Here is a 19,815-nt window from a genome sequence, read left to right on the forward strand (position 1 = left end):
GTTTGAGTTGGGTATTGACGGCGGGCGCTGAATGACGCTGCGCGATTACGCTATCCGCTACGGGTTCATCGTGCTTCTGTTCGGGCTGATCGCGTATTTCGCCATCGCCGCCGACGGGTTCGTCTCGCCGCAAAGTGCCGTCTTCATTTTCCAGTCGGTCGCCATCACCGGCGTGCTGGCGCTGGGCGTCACCGCCACACTGGTTGTCGGCGGCTTCGATCTCTCGATCGGCTCGGTTGCCACATCGGCCATGATGGCGGCTGCCTATGTCATGGTGGTGCTGGAGCAGAACGTTGTCGTCGCTGTCCTCATCTGCCTGCTCATCGGCGCCCTTGTCGGCCTCATCAATGGCTGGCTGATCGTCTATATGCGCGTGCCCGATCTGCTGGCGACGCTCGGCATGATGTTCCTGCTCGTCGGCCTCCAGCGCATCCCGACTGAAGGACGCTCCATCGCCACCGGTATGACAATGCCGGACGGCTCGGTCGCCAACGGCAAGTTCTCCGACGCCTTCCTGGCGCTCGGCCGCCACCGCTTCGACTTCTTCATCCCGAACCTCATTCCGGTCTCGGTGGTCGTGCTGATCGTGCTCGCCGTGCTGATCTGGTTCTTCCTCGAATACACGCGCTTCGGCCGCATGATGTATGCCGTGGGCAGCAATGAACGGGCCGCCGAACTCGCCGGCGCGCCTGTCAAGGCATACAAGATCTGGGCCTACGTCATTTCAGGAGTTTTTGCCTCGATCGGCGGGATTTTGCTGGCCGCACGGCTTGGACGCGGTGACATCGCGTCGGGTAATAATCTGCTGCTCGATGCGGTTGCCGCGGCGCTGATCGGCTACGCGGTGCTCGGCGCCGCCAAGCCGAACGCCTTCGGCACCGCCATCGGCGCGCTGTTCGTCGGCATCCTGCTGCAAGGCCTGACGATGATGAACGCGCCTTACTACACGCAGGATTTCGTCAAGGGCGTGGTTCTCGTCGTCGCCCTTGTCTTTACCTTCGCCCTTTCCGGCCGGGGCAGGAGATAGAATGGCTGCCGGGACAGTTTTGGGTTCAACAAACGGAGGAAAGAACGTGAACATCACAAGACGACTTTTGGGGAAGGTCGCGCTCGGATTGGCCGGCGCAACAATGCTGATGCAGGTCCCGGCCTTTGCCGCCGACAAGCCGGCGCCGTTCGACAAGCCCGGCGTCAAGATCGCGCTGGTGCGCTATCTCTCGACCGGCGATTTCTTCCAGGCCTATCTCTCGGGCGTCGAGTCCCAGTCCAAGGCGCTCGGCATCGATCTGCGCGTGCTCGACAGCCGCCAGGACGCCGCCCTTCAATCCGACATGGTCGACCAGGCCATCGCACTCGGCGTGCAGGGCATCATCATCCAGCACGGCCTGACGGAATTGATGAAGGACGCCGCCCAGCGCGCGGTCGATGCCGGCATCAAGGTCGTCGCCTTCGACGTCAATGTCGAAAACCCCAAGATCCCGCAGATCGAACAGTCCGACAAGGACCTTGCGCGCCTGGCGCTCGAGCAGGCGGTCAAGGACAATGGCGAGAGCTGGAACGCCGGCTATGTCTATGTCGCTGGCATCGCGCCGCTCGACCGCCGCAACGAGACCTGGGTCGACGTGAAGAAGAAACATGCCGGCATCAAGGAAGTCGCGATGTTCGGCACGCTCGACAACCCGATCGCCAACTCGGTCGCCAACCAGGCGCGCTCGGTGCTGCAGGCGCATCCCGACATCAATGTGATGTTCGCGCCCTATGACGAGTTCGCCAAGGGTGTGAAGATCGCCGTCGACGAGGCGGGGCTGAACAAGAAGATCAAGATCTACTCCGCCGACATCTCTACCTCGGACATCGCGGCCATGCGCGAGACCGACAGCGCCTGGGCCGCCACCGCCGCCACCAACCCTGCCGTCGTCGGCCAGGTCTCGGTGCGCGCGCTGGCGCAGCTGCTCGCCGGTGAAGATCCCGGCCACAACGTCGTCGTGCCGCCGACGCTGATCACCCAGAAGGACCTGATCGACAAGGACATCAAGAACATGGAGGACCTGTCGGCCAAGCTGCCGCAATTCGCCCATGCCGATGTCGCCATGCCGGCCTGGATGCCGAACCCGAACGCGAAGTAGGATCGGTCGTCTGATAGATGCGAAGGGCGGCTATGGGCCGCTCTTTTCATATTGATGGTAAGCCTGCCGGCCTACAACCAATGGTCTGGATCGCGCATCCCGTGGACAATCGCCACAGCGATAACACCATCGGGCTGCGGCTCGTAGATGATGATTTAGCGGTCTTCGACGAGCACGCGGGCCGTTGCGCTTAACTCGGGCCGTGCGCTGCCCATCTTGGGGTGCTGCGCCGCCAGCTCCAGTCTTTCGAAAATGCGCATCAACAGGCTGTCTGCTGCCTTTTCATTGTCGGCGGCGATGGTGTGCCAGATGTCTCGCAAATCCTGCGAAGCGCGCGGTGTGAGCCGATGGCTAGCCACGGGCGCGGCGTTCTGCCTTCAGGCTGCGAATGAACTCGGTGTGGTCGACAGCCACTGGCTTGCCGCTGCCCATCCCGTCGGCATAGGCCCGCTTCAAGTGCTGGAGTTCGAGCGTGCGCAATTCCTCGCGCTGCTCCCATAAGCGCAGGGCGTCGCGGACAATCTCGCTGTTGGAAGCATAACCGCCACCTTCGATAGCGCTTTGCAGGCGAGCTATCTGCTGCGCGGTAAGGGATATGGTGAGGTGCGCATAGGTTCGTTTTTCATACCCACATTATAATGCAGCCAACAAGGTCTAACAATATCTGTTAGGAATCTGCCCCTGCATCATGACCGCCCGACGCGCACCAGCCACCGCGCCGTCCTCGCCATGCAGGCGTGCAGCACCGGAACACCATATTCGATGGCAGGCAGGTCATGCGGCGCCCTTGGCCGGATCGCCAGCATCCGCCATGCCCGCCCGGCGGCAGGCAAAGCTGCGTCCCATCAGACGGTGTCGCCAGCGCGCCGTCCTTGAAATCGCTCAGCAGCCATTGGCCTTCGCGGGTGACGAAGGTGGGAACGGAGTCGTATTTCGCCGATCCAGAGTACGCATGACATGGTTGCCGAAAGCAGCGAAACCTCATGCTCGGCGGAGCGCCCGCCGAACAGCACGCCGACACGAAGTCTCTTCGCAGCCATCGACAACTCCACCAAGGATCAGGGTCGGAGCTCGCATGCGAAACACAAGGCGCGCCCTAAAGTGGTCGAGCAATAGGCCAAGGATTGGAGTGGATTTTGACCAGTTCGAGCAGTTTTTCAGCACGACCTGCAAAAGCAGTTCTCCGCCTGGAGTCCTTCAGGTGGGAGAGCGGTTCGTCGTTTTGGTGAACGATGAACCGCTCCAGGTCTATGTCTAGCGCAGCGCCGCGGCGATGTTGCCGCCGTCGACCGTGGTCACATCGGCGGTGGTGCGCTCGGCCAGCGCGTGATGCAGGAAGGCCTGCGCCACGTCTTCTGCCGTCACCTCCTGTCCGAGCAGATTACCCGACATGTATTCCTTCTCCGACACGCCGCGCGCGCCGGAACGGCTGGCGATCATGGCGTCGGTCAACAGGCCGGAGCGGATGCGGTCGGCGTTGACCGCATTGGAGCGGATGCCGTGCGCGCCGTAGTCGAGCGCATATTGCCGGGACAGGAATAGCGTCGCCGCCTTCGGCACACCATAGGCGCCGAATTTCGGACCCGGGTTGACCGCCTGCTTGGAGGTGTTGAACAACAACACACCGCCGGTGCCCTGTTCCAGCATGATGCGCACCGCGTTCTGCGCAGCCGACTGGTGGGCGAAGAAGTTGAGCTCGAAACTCTTGCGCAGCAGGGCATCGTCGAGCTCGCCGATGCGGCCTTCCCAGGCGGCACCGGCGTTGGAGACCAGAATGTCGACGCCGCCATAGACAGCGACAGCTTTGTCGAAGGCGGCGTGCAGCTCGGCCGGGTTGGTGATGTCGGCGCCGACGCCGATCGAATTGTTGCCGGCTGCCTTTGCCGCCTCGGCCGCCCTGGCCGCATCGAGATCGACGACGACGGCATGCGCGCCATTGGCGGCGAACAGTTTTGCCGTCGCAGCACCGATCGCGCCGGCGCCGCCAGTGATCAGCACCACCTGGCCGGTCAGCGGCTTCGGCTTGTTGGAGGCGAGCTTGGCCTGCTCAAGCGACCAGTACTCCAGCGGGAAGAGGTCGGCCTTCGATAGAGGATGGAAGCTGCCGACGGCCTCGGCGCCGCGCACCGCCTCGATCCACATCTCGCCGACATCAGATGCGATCTTCGCATCCTTCAGCGTGCGGCCATGGCCGAACATGCCGAGGCCCGGCACCAGCGTCAGCCGCGGCATCGGGTCGAGCATGGTGCGCTGGACGTCGTCCAGCGCATCGTTGGTTTCGAAATAGGCGCGATAGTCGTTGGCGAAGGCGTCGACATGGCTCTTGATGACGGCCTTGTAGTCGCCAATCTTGTCGGCGTCTGGCGCCGGAACCGCCATCGGTCCGGTCTTGATGCGGATCGACAGGTCGGGCGTCGACACGCCGCGTCCGGCATAGTCTGCAATGCCGGCTGAGTTGATGAAATCGACGATGGCGTCCGAAGTGCGGAAATCGCTGATCATGCGGTCGAAGCGGCCTTCGCCACGCGCCACCGCCACCGCGCCACGCAGCATCGGCGCGATCGCTGCCGGCGTTGCGAGCTTGGCCGGCAGTGCGGCTTTCGCTGTCTTCGGCTTGCCGTTCTTCGCCACATAGTCTTCGGCCACGTTCACATAATGGATCATGCGGTCATAGGCCTGCTTCGCATCGTCGCCGAAGGTGAAGATGCCATGCTTGTCGAGGATCAGGCCTTCGACGCTGGGGTCGGCGTCGTAGACATCGGCGGCCACCTTGGCGAGGTCGAAGCCCGGCTTGATGTAGGGCACGTACCCCATCTTGTCGCCGAACACGGTCTTGATCAGCGGCTTGCTGTCCGCCTGGTCGACGATGGCGAGGATCGCGGTCGAATGCGTGTGGTCGACGAATTTATGCGGCAGGAAGGCGTGCAGCAGCGTCTCGACCGATGGATTGGGGGAGGCGGGGTCGATGAGGTTCGCCCGCTGCAGCGCCACCATGTCCTCGTCGGCGAGGCTGGCCAGCGCACGCGCCTTCAGCAGCGCGCCGAGCTTGACCGCCGGCAGGCCTTGCGGCTCGATCACACCCATGTCCCAGCCGCTGCCCTTGACGCACAGCACATCCCATTCGTCGCCGACGAGATCGGTGGCCTTGGTCTTGCAGGAGGTGTTGCCGCCGCCATGCAGCACCAGCCGCGGCTCGCCGCCGAGCAGCCGGGTCGTGTAGACGCGCAGCGCGAGGTTGCGGGCAACGCCCTTTTTCGCATAGTCGGCAACAAGTCTTTCCGCGTCGTCGTCATTCCAAAGGTTCTTCATGTCGCTATGTCCGCTTTGCTGTCTTGATGTTGCTGTGAACAGGAGTGCCGCGACGCCTTGATGACAATGCGCCGCTGCAAGGATTTCGTTTGTCAGGAAGCCTTTTTTGCCCCCGCGCTGGCTCCGGCATATTCGAGCAGCCGCCGCGCCATGCCGGCGCCGACGACCAGATGCGTGCAGAGTCCGCCGGCGAGTGCTGCGAGCAGCGGTTCGAACTTGCTGTCTTCCTGCACCACCATCAGCCGCTTTTCGATCTGGCGCAGTGACGACAGCGAGGCCGAGATGACGCGGCGGTTGTAGCTGCAGTCGAGCGCCTTGCCGGCGGCATCGATGATCTGGCCGGCAACGACGCCGGCGGCGCCCGCTTCGCGCAACAGCCCCATCTCGCCGGGGCTGAGCGCGCCGCATTTGACGACATGGCTGTCGCCATCGACGGTGCCGACCGAATAGAGCGCCAGATCGCAGTTGGCAATATCGGCCAGTTGTTCGCGGATCACCGGTTCGGCGCGCAGCCCATGCGCCAGCAATTCCGTCGTCAGCACCAGCGGCGCGTAGAAATTGAGGCCCTTGGCGTTGAGCCGCCGGGCGATCTCCATCGTGCACTGGTCGGGACGGTAGGAGTAGGGCGCGCCGAGATTGCCGCAGAGCTGCACAACGGTGACGTCCTGCAGGTCGGCATAGGACATGACGTCGGCGATGGTGTAGACGGTGCGGCCCCAGGCGACGCCGATCCGGTCGCCCTTCTTGACCAGTTCGAGAAAGACGCCCGCCGCCAGCACCGCAACGTCCGTCGAAGGGTCGACGACATAGGCATTCTCCGGCGCGATCCACACCGCATCAAGCTTGAGCGCGTCCTCGAGCTGGCGCGCAAGCACGTCGTCGGTGAACAGCTGCGTCGAGGTCGAGATGTTGACGATGCCGGTCTCGCGCGCCTTGCGCAAATACATGGCGACCGAGGCGCGGGAGATGTTAAGCTGGCTGGCGACCTGGTCCTGGCGCAGGCCATGGGCATAATAGAGCCATGCGGCCTTGTGGATAAGCTGTTCTGCCGGTCGGATCGCCATGCCGTCTCCTCGGCTGACATTATTCACGCCTCTCGACAAAAGTCAAACTGGCGTGGGTACACGATACCTCTTTGCCCATCGAATCTGGACGATCATTGCGCCAAATGTGCCCGGTCGGGAATCGCCGATGGTGACGTGGCGGGTACCTGTGGTTAGAAGTTCTCAACAATGAAAATTCGGGGAGCACGGGATGGGCAGTCACTACGAGCAGGATCTCGGCAAGAACGCCGCCAACCATCAGCCGCTGACGCCGCTCACCTATCTGGAGCGGGCGGCAAGCACCTATCCCGATCATGTCGCCATCATCCATGGCAGCCAGCGCATCACCTATCGCACCTTCTGGCAGCGCTCGCTGAAGCTCGCCTCGGCGCTGTCGAAGCGCGGCATCGGCAAGGGCGATACCGTCACGGTGATGCTGTCGAACACGCCGCCGATGCTGGAGGCGCATTTCGGCGTGCCGATGACCAAAGCGGTGTTGCATTCGCTCAACACAAGGCTCGATGCCGCCGTCATTGCGTTCCAGTTCGACCATGCCGAGACCAAGGTGCTCGTCGTCGACCGCGAATTTTCCGCTGTCGTCAAACAGGCACTGGCACTGGCCAAGGTGAAGCCGCTGGTCATCGACTATGACGATCCCGACTATGCCAGCGATGCACCCTATCCCAAGGGCGAGCGCATCGGCGCGATCGACTATGAGGGGTTCGTCGCCGGCGGTGACGAGGGCTACGCCTGGTCGATGCCCGACGACGAATGGGACGCCATCTCACTCAACTACACCTCAGGCACGACAGGCAACCCGAAGGGCGTCGTCTACCACCATCGCGGCGCTGCCCTGATGGCTTACACCAACACCATCCATGCCGGCATGGCCAAGCACGCCGTCTATCTGTGGACGCTGCCAATGTTCCACTGCAATGGCTGGTGCTTTCCGTGGACGATGGCGGTCCAGGCCGGCACCCATGTCTGCCTGCGCTGGGTGCGGCCGAAGCCGATCTACGATGCCATCGCCGACCACGGCGTGACGCATCTGTGCGGTGCGCCGGTCGTCATGTCGGTGCTGATCAACGCCAGGGACGAGGACAAGCGGACGTTCCCCCAGACGGTGACCTTCAATACGGCGGCAGCACCTCCGCCGGAAGCGGTGCTGTCGGGCATGGCCGATGCCGGCTTTGCCGTCACCCATCTCTACGGGCTGACCGAGACCTATGGCCCGGCGGTCGTCAACGAATGGCACGGCGCCTGGGACGATCTAGACAAGGGATCGAAGGCGCAGAAGAAGGCAAGGCAGGGCGTGCGCTATGCCGCACTCGAAGGCCTGACCGTGATGGACCCGGAGACGATGCAGAAGACGCCGGCCGACGGCGAGACCATCGGTGAGGTCATGTTTCGCGGCAACATCGTCATGAAGGGCTATCTGAAGAACAGGAAGGCGACCGAAGAGGCCTTTGCCGGCGGCTGGTTCCACTCCGGCGACCTCGGCGTCATGCATCCCGACGGCTACATCCAGCTCAAGGACCGCTCCAAGGACATCATCATCTCCGGCGGCGAGAATATTTCATCGATCGAGGTCGAGGAGGCCCTCTACAAACACCCGTCCGTAGCGTCCTGCGGCGTCGTCGCCAAGGCAGACGACAAATGGGGCGAGGTGCCGGTCGCCTATGTCGAGTTGAAGCCCGGCAAGGCGGCAAGCGAGACCGAGATCATCGAACACTGCCGCGCGCTGCTCGCCCGCTTCAAGGTGCCGAAGGCGGTGATTTTTGCCGAGATCCCGAAGACATCGACGGGGAAGATCCAGAAGTTTCAGCTGCGGGAAATGGTGAAGGGATCTTAGTTCCAGAGCGCAACGGCACGCAAGGTCGAGTTCGCTCACACCCTCTGTCACCATCTGTCACCAAATTATACGCGTACGTCGAATTCGCATTGACACTTCCCTCTTTTCGATTTACGACTGACGAAAGTTGAAATTCGTCACTCATTAATCGACAGAGAGCCATGTCCGAAGCCGCCAGCGTAATGGCCGACGCCACCCGCCAGGAGAATGTCACCCGCATTCTCGACTGTGCCGAACGCCTGTTCCGGCACTATGGTTACGGCAAGACCAATGTCGCCGACATCGCCCGCGAACTCGGCATGTCGCCGGCCAACATCTACCGTTTCTTCGCCTCCAAGGTCGAAATCCACCAGGCCGTCTGCGGCCGCATGCTCCTCGCCAGCTACAACATGGCCTACGAGATTTCCCGGTTGCCGATCAGCGCCGAGGAGCGGCTGCGCCGCTACGTGCATGCGCAGTACAAGATGACGCTGGAAGTCATGCTCGACGACCAGAAGGTCCACGAAATGGTCATCGTCGCGCTCGAGCGCGACTGGGGCGTCATCGACAAGCATATCGACAGCATTCACGACCTGTTTGCCGAGGTGATCCGCGAGGGCATCGAGGCCGGCGAGTTCAGGGACCAGGATCCGGTCATCGCATCGCGCTGCTTCGGCGCCGCCACCGTTATTCTGTGTCACCCCCAAATGGTGGCGCAATGCCTTGCCAAGACCAATCGGGCGATGCCCGACGATCTCATCGATTACGCGATCAAGGCTCTGAAGTAATAGCCGCCGCCCGCCGGGCGCCGGTGTCGACCATTCATCTCCAGTCGGGAGCACGAAAGTGTCTTTGTCCAGTTCCATCATCCGCAAGCTGCCGGTCGCCGGCCTGATCGTCGCCACGCTCGGGCTCGCCGCCTGCAGCCAGGAGAAGACCGAGGGCCAGGACATCATCCGTCCGGTCAAGGTGGTCGAGATCGGCCAGGCCGAAAAGAGTCGCGAACTCACCTATTCCGGCTCGGTGCGAGCCCGTACCGAAATGAACCTCGGCTTTCGCATCTCGGGCAAGGTCACTGAGCGTCTGGTCGACATCGGCCAGCATGTGACGACAGGCGATGTGCTAGCCCGTATCGATCCCACGGACTATGAGTTGTCGGTCAAGAGCGCCAAGGCCAGCCTCGACGCCGCCGAGCGGCAGGTCGAGACGGTCGATCTGTCCCGCAAGCGCGCCGAGCAGCTTTTTGCCAAGAACTTCACCTCCAAGTCGCAGCTCGAACAGGCGACGCTGAGCTACAACCAGGCGGTAGCGACGCGCGATGCCGCCCGCTCTACCCTTGCCCAGGCGCAGAACCAAGTCGTCTACACCGATCTCAAGGCGAGCGAGAACGGCATCGTCACGGCGGTCTCGGCCGATGTCGGCCAGGTGGTCGGCGCCGGAACGCCTGTGATGACTGTTGCCGTTGACGGCGAAAAGGAAGTGCTGATCGCGGTTCCCGAAATGGACATCGCCGCCTTCAAGCCGGGAAAGGACGTCAAGGCCAGCTTCTGGTCCGATGACGCGCTGGCGCTCTCCGGCAAAGTGCGTGAAGTCGCCGGCAGCGCCGACCAGCAGTCGCGCACCTTTGCCGTCCGCGTCTCGCTGCCCGACGACCCGCGCGTGCTGCTCGGCATGACCGCCAACATCGAGGCCTCGGTGGCCAAGAAGCAGGAGATGGTGTCGATCCCGCTTAGCGCGCTTGCGGAAAAGGATGGTCGCAAGATTGTCTGGACCGTCGACCGCGCCGGCGAGACGGTGCACGAGCGCCTGGTCAAGGTTGCGGAGTTCACCGCCGACGGCGTCAGCGTCGCCGACGGGCTCAAGCCGGGGGATGTCGTCGTTGCCGCCGGCACCCAGTTCATGACCGAGAATCTCAAAGTCAAGCTGACCGGCGATGCGGTCCAGGCCGCCTCTGCGGAAGGCGATGCCGCAAAGGCCCTGCGCTGACCGCAGGCATGAAGCCGGCTTGATCGTCGCTTTGGCGAAAGGGCTGGGCAAGCGAATTCAGGGTTTCCGGGCGGCGAGCGCCCGATGGTCGAGACGCCAAGATCGAGTTCCCCCGCATCGATCCGCGCGTCCCACCGCGATGAGTGTCTCTCCGCTCGGAAAGCCTCGCCGCCCGGAAGCCAGCATCGGAATATCCTAGCTGCATGCAAAGCGCATGCGCGCACGATCAACGAATTGGACTGACGCCGATGACCACCACCGACAGCACTGAAAAGCAGCCTTTCAATCTTTCGCGCTGGGCCATCGGCCATCCCTCGATCGCGCGCTTCCTGTTCGGTCTGATCATCATTGCCGGCGCGCTCGGCCTGATGCGCATGGGCCAGAAGGAAGACCCCGATTTCACTTTCCGCGTCATGGTCGTCCAGGCGATCTGGCCGGGCTCCTCGATCCAGGAGATGGAAGACCAGGTCGTCAACAAGATCGAGCGCAAGCTGCAGGAAACGCCGCACCTCGACTTCGTCCGTTCCTACACCCGCGCCGGCAGCGCCATCATCACCGTCCAGATCAAGGGCGACACCAATGCAGAGGAGGTGAAGGACGCCTTCTACCAGGTGCGCAAGAAGGTTGGCGACATCTCCGGCGACCTGCCGCAAGGCCTGCTCGGGCCCTATTTCAACGACGAGTTCGGCGACACCTTCATCACCCTGCACTCGATCGGCGGCGACGGCTACAGCTATCCGGAGCTGAAGAAATTCGCCACCCAGGCTCGCGACATGCTGCTGACGACGCCGGGCGTCGAGAAGGCCGTCATCATCGGCGACCAGCCGGAGAAGCTTTATATCGACGTCTCGTCCAAGGCCCTGGCCGAACGCGGCCTGACGCTGACCGACCTGCAGAACGCCATCAAGGGCCAGAACAATGTCGATCCGGCGGGCTCCGTCGACACCGGCCTGCGCTCGGTGCGCATCTCGGTCGAGGGCGATGTCACCAGGGCTGCCGACATCAGGGAATTGCGCCTGCGCGCCGGTGGTCAGGTGACACGTCTTGGCGATATTGCCACCGTGAGTTCCGGTCTCGAAGATCCCTATCAGCGCAAGTACCGCTTCAACGGCCACGAAAGCGTCCAGGTCGGCGTCGTCATGGCCAAGGGTTTTAACGTCAGGGACGTCGGCACGGATGTCGAGGCGACCTACAAGCGCTTTGAGGAAGCGCTGCCCTACGGCGTTGCGGTCGACCAGATTTCCAACCAGCCCGAGCTTGTCAAGGACGCCGTCAACGAGTTCATGGAGGCGCTCGGCGAGGCGCTGCTGATCGTGCTTGCTGTCTCGCTGCTGTCGATCGGCTGGCGTTCCGGCCTGGTCATCGCCATTGCCATTCCGCTGGTGCTGGCCGCCACCTTCGCCATCATGTACGAGCTCGGCATCGATCTGCAGCGCATTTCGCTCGGCGCCCTGATCATCGCGCTCGGGCTGTTGGTCGACGACGCCATGATCGTCGTCGAGATGATGGAGCGCAAGCTGGAAGAGGGGCTGGTCAAGATCGATGCGGCGAGCTTCGCCTATTCCTCGACCGCCTTCCCGATGCTGAGCGGCACGCTGATCACCATCGCCGGCTTCATCCCGGTCGGCTTCGCCGCCTCGACCGCAGGCGAATATGTGCGCACGCTGTTCTATGTCGTCGGCATCGCGCTCGTCGTGTCGTGGTTCGTCGCCGTCTATTTCACGCCGTGGCTGGGCTACATGATCCTCAAGCAGCGCAAGCATGCCGGCAACCATCATGACGCCTTCGACACCGGCTTCTACCGGCGGCTGCGCGCCACGGTCGGCTGGGCGGTGCGCCACCGCATCATCGTTCTGGTGATGACGCTGGTCACCTTCGCCACCAGCCTGTGGGCGTTCCAGTTCATCCCACAAAACTTCTTCCCGCAATCCTCGCGGCCGGAAATCCTCGTCGATCTCTGGTTGCCTGAGGGAACCTCGATCAAGGAAGTCGAGACGCAGGCCAAGGCGCTGGAAGCCCGGATGATGGACGACAAGGACAAGCGCTTCATCGCCACCTATATCGGCGAAGGCGCGCCGCGCTTCTTCCTGCCGCTCGACCAGCAATTGCGCAATCCGAACTATGCGCAGCTTCTGGTGATGGCCAATGACGAGCCGGCACGCGAGCGGCTGATCCTCAAGCTGCGCTCAATCCTGGCGCAGGATTTCCCCTCGATCCGTTCCAAGGTCGACCGTCTGTTCCTCGGCCCGCCGACCGGCTGGCCGGTGCAGATGCGCATCATGGGTCCGGACCGCCAGGAGGTGCGCCGCATCGCCGACCAGGTGAAGGCGAAATTCGCCGAAAATCCGCTGCTCGGCGCCGTCCATGACGACTGGCTGGAGCCGGTACCGGCGATGAAGCTGATCATCGACCAGGACCGCGCCCGTGCTCTTGGCGTCACCTCGCAACGCATCCGCCAGATGCTGCAGGCAGCGATGTCCGGCGCGCCGCTCGATGACTTCCGTGATGGCGAGGAGACGGTTTCCATCGTCGCCCGCGAACCGGACGCCAGCCGCAGCCTGCTGTCCTCGGTCGACTCGGTCTATATCCCGACCGATTTCGGCGGCTTCGTGCCGCTGTCGCAGGTGGCCAAGGTGGTGCCGGTGCTCGAGCAGGGCGTCGAATGGCGGCGCGACCGCCTGCCGACCATCTCGGTGCGCGCCACGCTGCCGGATGGCGTGCAGTCGAACGACGTCGTCACCAAGCTCTACAATGACATGCAGGGCATGCGCGCCGGCCTGGCGCCCGGCTACAAGATCGAGATCCAGGGCGGTGCGGAAGATTCCGCCGAAAGCCAGGCCTCGATTGCCGCCAAGGCGCCGATCATGCTGGCCGTCATCGTCGTGCTCCTGATGATCCAGCTGCAGCATTTCGGCAAGGCGATGCTCGTGCTGGCCACCGGTCCGCTCGGCATCATCGGTGCGGCGGCGGCTCTGTTGATCAGCGGCGCGCCGTTCGGCTTCGTCGCCATCCTCGGTGTCATCGCGCTGCTCGGAATCATCATGCGCAACTCGATCATCCTGGTCGACCAGATCGATCAGGACATCGCCAGGGGGATGGACCGATCGGAGGCCATCATCGGCTCGGCCGTGCGCCGTTTCCGGCCGATCGTGCTGACGGCGATGACGGCGGTGCTGGCGCTGATCCCGATCTCGCGTGCGGTGTTCTGGGGACCGCTCGCCTACGCCATGATGGGCGGCATCCTCGTCGCCACCGTACTCACCATCCTGGTGCTGCCGGCAGGCTACGCGCTGTTCTTCGGCCGCGAGCCGAAGAAAGGCAGGAAGCCGGCTGATGAGGCGGTGCAGGACAATGACAGGCCGCCACTCGCGCTGGCCGCCGAGTAGGCGCTGCCGGCGCACAGGATGCACCTTGGAAAAGGCTGGAACGCCGTACGCTTGACGTGCGGCGTTCTGGCTTTCTCCTTGCCGGTGGCACCGAGCACCCAGGCAAGTATCTCAACACCAGGCGGGTTCATCAAAATAGGTTGAACGGCCACCTGTATGAAAATGCTTCGCGGCGCCGGTTTTGCAAAACAGAATTCCTTTCCAGGACGGCAAAGCCGTCCGATCCTGCTTACATATCGGAGCGGCAACGCTCATTCGCATCAGGTGATCATCCCATGGCAGACAACAAGCAATTGCGGCTCGGCGCCTTCATGCGTCCGGTCAGTCTTCACACCGGGGCCTGGCGCTATCCCGGCTCATATCCCGATGCCAACTTCAACTTCGCCCATCTGAAGCGCTTCGCGCAGACGCTTGAGGCGGCGAAGTTCGACGCCTTCTTCATGGCCGACCATCTGGCCGTTCTCAACATGCCGATCGAGGCGCTACGGCGCAGCCACACGGTGACCTCGTTCGAGCCGTTCACGCTGCTGTCGGCGCTCGCCGCCGTCACTGATCATATCGGCCTTGTCGCCACCGCATCGACAACCTTCGACGCGCCCTATCACATTGCCCGCCGCTTCGCCTCGCTCGACCATATCAGCGGCGGCCGCGCCGGCTGGAACATCGTCACCACATCCAATCCCGACGCCGCGCTGAACTTCGGCCTCGACGAGCATGTCGAGCACGACGAGCGCTATCACAATGCGCGGGAATTCTACGATGTGGTGACCGGCCTCTGGGACAGCTTTGCCGACGACGCCTTCATCCGCGACGCCGAGAGCGGGCTCTATTTCGATCCCGCGAAGCTGCATGTGCTCGACCATAAGGGTGAGCATCTCTCGGTGCGCGGCCCGCTCAACATTGCGCGGCCGGTGCAGGGCTGGCCGGTCATCGTCCAGGCCGGCGCATCTGAGGCCGGGCGGCAGCTGGCAGCCGAAACGGCGGAGGTGATCTTCGCCGCCCATTCCGATCTGGCGGCTGGGCAGCGCTTCTTTGCCGATGTCAAAAGCCGGGCCGAGAAGCTCGGCCGTTCGCGCGACGACATCAAGATCCTGCCCGGCGCCTTCGTCATCGTCGGCGACAGTGTCGAGGAAGCACAGGCCAAACGCGCCAAGCTCGACAGCCTGGTCTATTACGAGAGCGGCATTGCCTCGCTGTCGATCGCGCTCGGCCATGACGCGTCGGCCTTCGACCCCGACGCGCCCTTGCCCGAAATCCCCGAGACCAATGCCTCGAAGAGCGGCCGCGAGCGCGTCATCGAGCTGGCGCGCCGGGAGAATTTGACCGTCCGCCAGCTGGCGCAGCGGCTCGGCGGCTATTCCGGCCTTGCCTTCGTCGGCACGCCTAAAACCATCGCCGACGCGATGGAGGAATGGTTGGTTGCCGAGGGGTCAGACGGCTTCAACGTCATGTTCCCCTATCTGCCTGCCGGGCTCGATGACTTCGCCGAGAAGGTGGTGCCCGAGCTGCAGCGGCGAAAGCTCTTCCGGCGCGAGTATGAGGGCACCACCTTGCGCGAGAATCTCGGCCTGAAGCGTCCGCCGAACCGGTTCTTCGAAGGCTCCGAAGCGGCCACTCGCAAGGCCGGCTGACGTCCTGCCACAAAAAGAAACGGGCGCGCCGAAGCGCGCCCATTCTTTTCAGCCATCACTTTCAGATGACGAAGTACCAGTTGGCGAGCAGCATCACCACCAGGCCGGCGACCAGCGTCAGGTAGGGCAGCATGCCTGCCTTTTTGACCGAGAGGTCTGCGCCCGCCATGCCGAGGTCGGCCAGCATGTGGTCGGGGAACCTGCCCTTGTCTTGGACGTAGTGCCGGTAGCAGAACACCGGGATGATCAAGGCGGCTGTGATCAGGCCGGCCCAGAGCGCCATCGGGTTCCACACCTTGGCGCCGGCGCCCATGAAGATGGCGTTTACATAGGCGAAGATGGCGCCGAGGCCGAGCAGCCAGCTCGGCGCCTTCCACGGCCGGTTGATGTGGCCGTTGTCGATGCGGTGGATCCAGCCGGCATTGAGGTTGAGGAAGTTGAAGATGATGTAGCCGCAGTTCGACACGGCGAGGATGAAGAAGAAGCTCGTCGCGTCGGCCGAGGCGATGGCCAGCACGATCAGGTTGAAGACGAGATCGGTCCACATGGCGCGCGTCGGCGCGCCATGCTCGTTGACGTGGCTGAGATAGCGCGGCAGCCAGCCATCGACCGAGCCCTGGTAGAGCGTGCGCGACGAGCCGGCCATTGCCGTCATGATGCACAGCACCAGCGCCAGGATCATCAGCATCACCAAGAGGCTGTGGATCAATGCGCCACCCCCGACCATGCCGGCCAGTGCATCGGCGACACCCGAGCCGTCGACGATCGGCGTCGCCAGCATGCCGTTGAGGCCCAGCACGCCCTGGAAGGTGAAGGGCACCAGGATGAACAGAAGCATGCAGAGCAGGCCGGAATAGAAAATCGCCTTGAACGTGTCGGTGCCCGGGTTCTTGAACTCCGATGTGTAGCAGACGGCGGTCTCAAAACCATAGGTCGACCATGCGGCGATGAACATGCCGCCCAGCACCAGCGTCCAGCCAGCAATGTTCCACGAGCCGGGCTCCGGCGCGTAAGCCGCCGCCAGCGGCACCAGCGGCGAAAAGTTCGCCCAGTTGATCTGGCCGGTGACGATCGGCACGACACCGACGATCAGCATCGGGATGATGACCAGCAGGCCGATATACTTCTGCACATTGGCGGTGCCGAGAATGCCGCGATGCTGGATCGAGAAGATGATCAGCATCAGCACCGCGCCGATGAAGAAAGTGGCATTGAGGGTGAAGGAGACAGGACCCAGCGTGTGGCTGAACAGCGTCCAGTTGCGGATCGCCGGCGTGGCCGCCGTGGTCACCGCGGCGATGGCGTCGGCAGGCACCGTTCCGGCGTGCGCCGCGATATAGGCGACGACATCCGGCGAGGCCTCGGTGAACAGCGGCACCGGCGCCAGCGCGTTGAGGATATAGGCGGCGGCGATCGAGCAGCCCAGCGACAGCACCGGCGACCAGGCGAACCAGTTGCACCACACCGACAGCGGCGCGATGAACTTGGAATAACGCAGCCAGGCGGTGGCGCCGTAGATCGAGGCGCCGCCCGACTTGTTCGGGAACAGGCCGGCGATCTCGGCATAGGTGAAGGATTGCAGGAAGCCCATGATCATGGAAGCGATCCAGATCCCGAAGGCCAGCGTTCCCGTCGTTCCGGCAATGCCGCCGATCGAAAACAGGACAAGGGCAGGAACGCCGCTCGCCACCCAGAAGGCGCCGCGCCAGTCGATGTTGCGGAGCAGCTTGCCTTCAGCGGGCTGCTCCAGGGCAGTGGTAATCGTGCTCATCTGTCTGAATTCCCCATTTTGTGTTCCCGGCCGGTGATGCCTCGGCTTCGCGAAGCTTGTTCCCCGGTACATGACCGCACGACTCCAGTGTTTCCACTCAGTCGTATTTTTTTCTTAACAGTGAAGATTGATCCGGCGCGCTTTCACGTCAAGTGATTTGTGGCGCCGTGCACATCACGGTTGCGAAACGCTCGCTTTGTCCTTCTCCCCTTGTGGGGTGAGAAGCGGTCCGCGGTAGCGGACGGAAAGCCAATTGCTTTCGAGCTTCGAACGCCCTGAGCCTGCGAAGGGCCGGGGGTGCAACCCTCAGGATCGCGGCCTGGTCTTTTGCGGATCGTAGTGGGCGAAGGCCACGACGCGCGCCGGCAGCCGCTTGGCCTGCCCGTCGAGTTTGCCGATCTCGACCTCTGTGCCGGTGGCCGCATGGGTGACGTCAAGCCTCGCCAGAGCGATGTTCTTGTTCAGCACCGGCGAGCGCATGCCCGAGGTGACGACACCGATCTGGGCGCGGCCGATATGGACACAGTCGCCATGGCCGACCGCGACATTGCTGTCGATGTCGAGGCCGACGAGCTTGTGCTGCGGATGTTCCTTGCGCCTTATCAGCGCCTCGCGGCCTATGAAATCGTCGGTCTTGGTCTTCAACGGCACGGTGAAACCAATGCCCGCCTCGAACGGGTCGGTCTGGTCGGAGAATTCGTAACCGGCGAAGATCAGCCCGGCTTCGATGCGCACCATGTCGAGTGCCTGCAGGCCCATCGGCTTCAGCCCGTGCGGCTGGCCGGCCTCCCAGATGGCATCGAACACTTTTTCGGCGTCGCGTGGGTGGCACCAGATTTCGTAGCCGAGCTCGCCGGTATAACCGGTGCGCGACACCACGACCGGAATGCCATTGCCGCCGCCGATGCGCGCGACAGCGAAGCGGAACCATTCGAGTTCGTCGATCGACGGTTGCAGCGGCGAGGTCCAGACCACCTCTCGCACAATGTCACGGCTCTTCGGCCCTTGGACAGCGACATTGTGCATCTGGTCGGTGGACGAGCGCACCAGCACGTTGAGGCCGAGTTTTCTGGCGGTGTCGCGCAGCCATTCGCCGGACAGGTCATCGCCGGCGACCCAGCGGAAATTGTCCTTGCCGAGCCGCAGCAGCGTGCCGTCGTCGATCATTCCGCCATGCTCGTAGCACATGGCGGAATAGACGACCTGGCCGACGCCGAGCTTCTTGACGTCGCGGGTCAGCGTGTATTGCAGCAGCGCTTCGGAATCGGGACCGGTGACCTCGAACTTGCGCAGCGGCGACAGGTCCATGATCACCGCGTCCTGCCGGCAGGCCCAGTACTCGGCGATCGGCCCCTCTTTGGCGAAAGAATTGGCCAGCCAATAACCCCGGTATTCCACGAAGTTGCGGGTGTGCTTGGCGAAGCTTGAATGGAAGGCGGTCTCGCGGGTCATTTTCGGTTCCGAATCGGGCGTCATGCGTCTGGCGATCGCTCGCGAGAATTTGTGTTGGCCGGAATAGGTTCGCACATGGATGTCGGTCGGGTTCCAGCCATTGGCCGGTGTCGTGTCGTCGGGACAGGCGGAGGAGACGCAGACAATGTCGGTGAGCGCCCTGAGCAGGACATAGTCGCCGGCGCGCGACCACGGCTCATCCGACACCATCACGCCATGGGCGTCGATCTCCGTGTTGAAGAAGAAGTTGATCGCCATCCAGCCGGCACGTGGGGTCACACCCTTGTCGGCCAGCTCGCGGTTGAAATTCTCCGAGCAGTTGGTGTGGCCGGGATAGCCGATGTCGTCGTAATATTTGGCCGCACACGCCAGCGCGAACGCGTCATGCCGGCCGCATGTGTCCTGGATAACCTCGACCAGGGGCTCCATGTCCTGGTCGTAATATTTCGAGTGAAGGCCGGGCATCGGGTAGCTCGACCCCATCAGCGTGCGCGTGGTCGTTACGTCGAGCGGATGGTCCAGCCCCTTGTCCAGCTTGCGCGCCGAGAAGCACTGGAAATCGGTGCACTGGCGGCCGTCGACATCGATGATCTGCAGGTAGTCGCCCGCCTTGACGAAATAGGATTCGGCTGTCGCCGAATGGACGCGCAGATCGAGCACCGGATCGGCAAGCGGATCGGCCAGCTGCGACTTTGTCTTCAGGCGCACGGTGGCGCGGCGCACCATGACGGTGAGCGGCGTTGCCGTATCATGGCTGTCGACGAGCATCGGCCCGCCGGGTGCGGCAATCAGCATCGCGCCGTCGCGCCTGACCGTGAATGCCTGCTCGGTGCCGGCAGGCGTTGCGCCGCCGAACACACGCACCGCCTTGGGCTCGTCGAGCTGCACCTGGCGGCGCTCAAGGCCACGACGGACGGAAGCCAGGCTGTCATCGCCCTCGGCCAGAAGCGCCTTGATCCCGGCGGCATTGCTGTTGGACTTTTCGCCGAGGATGGAAGGATCGGTGGCGCCGGTCCTGTCCCAGGCCAGCAACTCGCAAGCCTGCCCGCCCTCGACATTGCGCACGGTGAACGTATCGCCGGCCTCGACCTCGATCAGCACCGCGCCATTCCCCAGGATAGTATGGCGCTCCATGCCCGGCGGCAGCGCGATCTGGCCGGGCCTCAGGATGAGGCTCGGCCGCGGCGGCCCGGCTGTCACTGAAGGGTAGGGCGACTGGCTCATCTCAGCCTTGCGGTTACAGAAACAAGTTTGCCTGTGTGTAAAATTATTTTAGCAGC

General features: G+C 63.3%; 13 protein-coding genes and 1 pseudogene. 7 read left to right on the top strand and 7 right to left on the bottom strand.

Going from position 1 to position 19,815, the window contains the following annotated elements; translation table 11 throughout:
- Positions 1-31: 31 nt before the first annotated feature.
- Together AC3CCE_RS26555 and AC3CCE_RS26560 are read left to right on the top strand one after the other, a co-directional pair.
- On the top strand, positions 32-1,027 hold the full coding sequence (locus AC3CCE_RS26555; RefSeq protein WP_023668572.1) for an ABC transporter permease: 996 nt from the start codon (positions 32-34) through the stop codon (positions 1,025-1,027).
- A gap of 46 nt (positions 1,028-1,073) precedes the next feature.
- On the top strand, positions 1,074-2,126 hold the full coding sequence (locus tag AC3CCE_RS26560) for a substrate-binding domain-containing protein (RefSeq protein WP_488377226.1): 1,053 nt from the start codon (positions 1,074-1,076) through the stop codon (positions 2,124-2,126).
- 155 nt (positions 2,127-2,281) lie between these two features.
- On the opposite strand, the gene AC3CCE_RS26565 is transcribed toward AC3CCE_RS26560, so the two are convergent.
- The 5 genes and pseudogenes from AC3CCE_RS26565 to AC3CCE_RS26585 form a co-directional block, all read right to left on the bottom strand.
- On the bottom strand, positions 2,282-2,485 hold the full coding sequence (locus tag AC3CCE_RS26565) for a type II toxin-antitoxin system RelE/ParE family toxin (RefSeq protein ID WP_352625586.1): 204 nt from the start codon (positions 2,483-2,485) through the stop codon (positions 2,282-2,284).
- Entirely contained in the window at positions 2,478-2,723 is a 246-nt protein-coding gene (locus tag AC3CCE_RS26570; RefSeq protein ID WP_352625643.1) for a ribbon-helix-helix domain-containing protein, read from the bottom strand. Before AC3CCE_RS26570 ends, AC3CCE_RS26565 begins: the two co-directional genes overlap by 8 nt.
- Positions 2,724-2,831: 108 nt before the next feature.
- A pseudogene (locus AC3CCE_RS26575) lies at positions 2,832-3,172 on the bottom strand (D-alanine--D-alanine ligase A); the annotation flags it as partial.
- A gap of 208 nt (positions 3,173-3,380) precedes the next feature.
- Entirely contained in the window at positions 3,381-5,435 is a 2,055-nt protein-coding gene (locus tag AC3CCE_RS26580) for a bifunctional aldolase/short-chain dehydrogenase (RefSeq protein WP_488377227.1), read from the bottom strand.
- A 92-nt stretch (positions 5,436-5,527) separates the two neighbouring features.
- The gene (locus AC3CCE_RS26585; RefSeq protein WP_023701517.1) at positions 5,528-6,499 is read right to left on the bottom strand and encodes a sugar-binding transcriptional regulator; all 972 of its coding nucleotides are present in this window, start codon (positions 6,497-6,499) and stop codon (positions 5,528-5,530) included.
- A gap of 190 nt (positions 6,500-6,689) precedes the next feature.
- On the opposite strand from AC3CCE_RS26585, the gene AC3CCE_RS26590 reads away from it, so the two are divergent.
- The 5 genes from AC3CCE_RS26590 to AC3CCE_RS26610 all read left to right on the top strand — a co-directional run bounded on the left by AC3CCE_RS26590 (position 6,690) and on the right by AC3CCE_RS26610 (position 15,312).
- The gene (locus tag AC3CCE_RS26590) at positions 6,690-8,330 is read left to right on the top strand and encodes an acyl-CoA synthetase (protein WP_352625590.1); all 1,641 of its coding nucleotides are present in this window, start codon (positions 6,690-6,692) and stop codon (positions 8,328-8,330) included.
- A gap of 161 nt (positions 8,331-8,491) precedes the next feature.
- Positions 8,492-9,097, top strand: coding sequence for a TetR/AcrR family transcriptional regulator (locus AC3CCE_RS26595; protein ID WP_352625592.1), 606 nt, complete (start codon positions 8,492-8,494; stop codon positions 9,095-9,097).
- 58 nt (positions 9,098-9,155) lie between these two features.
- On the top strand, positions 9,156-10,295 hold the full coding sequence (locus AC3CCE_RS26600; protein ID WP_352625594.1) for an efflux RND transporter periplasmic adaptor subunit: 1,140 nt from the start codon (positions 9,156-9,158) through the stop codon (positions 10,293-10,295).
- Between the two features lie 248 nt (positions 10,296-10,543).
- Positions 10,544-13,681: an efflux RND transporter permease subunit gene (locus AC3CCE_RS26605; RefSeq protein ID WP_352625596.1), complete on the top strand. Its 3,138-nt coding sequence runs from the start codon at positions 10,544-10,546 to the stop codon at positions 13,679-13,681.
- Positions 13,682-13,956: 275 nt separating this feature from the next.
- Positions 13,957-15,312: an LLM class flavin-dependent oxidoreductase gene (locus AC3CCE_RS26610; protein WP_352625598.1), complete on the top strand. Its 1,356-nt coding sequence runs from the start codon at positions 13,957-13,959 to the stop codon at positions 15,310-15,312.
- A gap of 61 nt (positions 15,313-15,373) precedes the next feature.
- Here the strand turns inward: AC3CCE_RS26610 and AC3CCE_RS26615 are convergent, their stop codons facing one another.
- Together AC3CCE_RS26615 and AC3CCE_RS26620 are read right to left on the bottom strand one after the other, a co-directional pair.
- Positions 15,374-17,083, bottom strand: a complete 1,710-nt coding sequence (locus AC3CCE_RS26615) for a trimethylamine N-oxide permease (RefSeq protein WP_023752569.1) — start codon at positions 17,081-17,083, stop codon at positions 15,374-15,376.
- A gap of 306 nt (positions 17,084-17,389) precedes the next feature.
- On the bottom strand, positions 17,390-19,759 hold the full coding sequence (locus tag AC3CCE_RS26620) for a trimethylamine N-oxide demethylase (protein WP_352625599.1): 2,370 nt from the start codon (positions 19,757-19,759) through the stop codon (positions 17,390-17,392).
- Between the last annotated feature and the right edge of the window lie 56 nt (positions 19,760-19,815).

Source organism: Mesorhizobium sp. P160187 (assembly GCF_057766425.1).

Excerpts from the sequence above, each read along its gene's own strand:
- AC3CCE_RS26590 (WP_352625590.1), top strand. The coding sequence starts at position 6,690 with ATGGGCAGTCACTACGAGCAGGATCTCGGCAAGAACGCCGCCAACCAT.
- AC3CCE_RS26580 (WP_488377227.1), bottom strand. The coding sequence starts at position 5,435 with ATGAAGAACCTTTGGAATGACGACGACGCGGAAAGACTTGTTGCCGAC.
- AC3CCE_RS26620 (WP_352625599.1), bottom strand. The coding sequence starts at position 19,759 with ATGAGCCAGTCGCCCTACCCTTCAGTGACAGCCGGGCCGCCGCGGCCG.
- AC3CCE_RS26585 (WP_023701517.1), bottom strand. The coding sequence starts at position 6,499 with ATGGCGATCCGACCGGCAGAACAGCTTATCCACAAGGCCGCATGGCTC.
- AC3CCE_RS26610 (WP_352625598.1), top strand. The coding sequence starts at position 13,957 with ATGGCAGACAACAAGCAATTGCGGCTCGGCGCCTTCATGCGTCCGGTC.
- AC3CCE_RS26605 (WP_352625596.1), top strand. The coding sequence starts at position 10,544 with ATGACCACCACCGACAGCACTGAAAAGCAGCCTTTCAATCTTTCGCGC.
- AC3CCE_RS26595 (WP_352625592.1), top strand. The coding sequence starts at position 8,492 with ATGTCCGAAGCCGCCAGCGTAATGGCCGACGCCACCCGCCAGGAGAAT.
- AC3CCE_RS26555 (WP_023668572.1), top strand. The coding sequence starts at position 32 with ATGACGCTGCGCGATTACGCTATCCGCTACGGGTTCATCGTGCTTCTG.
- AC3CCE_RS26615 (WP_023752569.1), bottom strand. The coding sequence starts at position 17,083 with ATGAGCACGATTACCACTGCCCTGGAGCAGCCCGCTGAAGGCAAGCTG.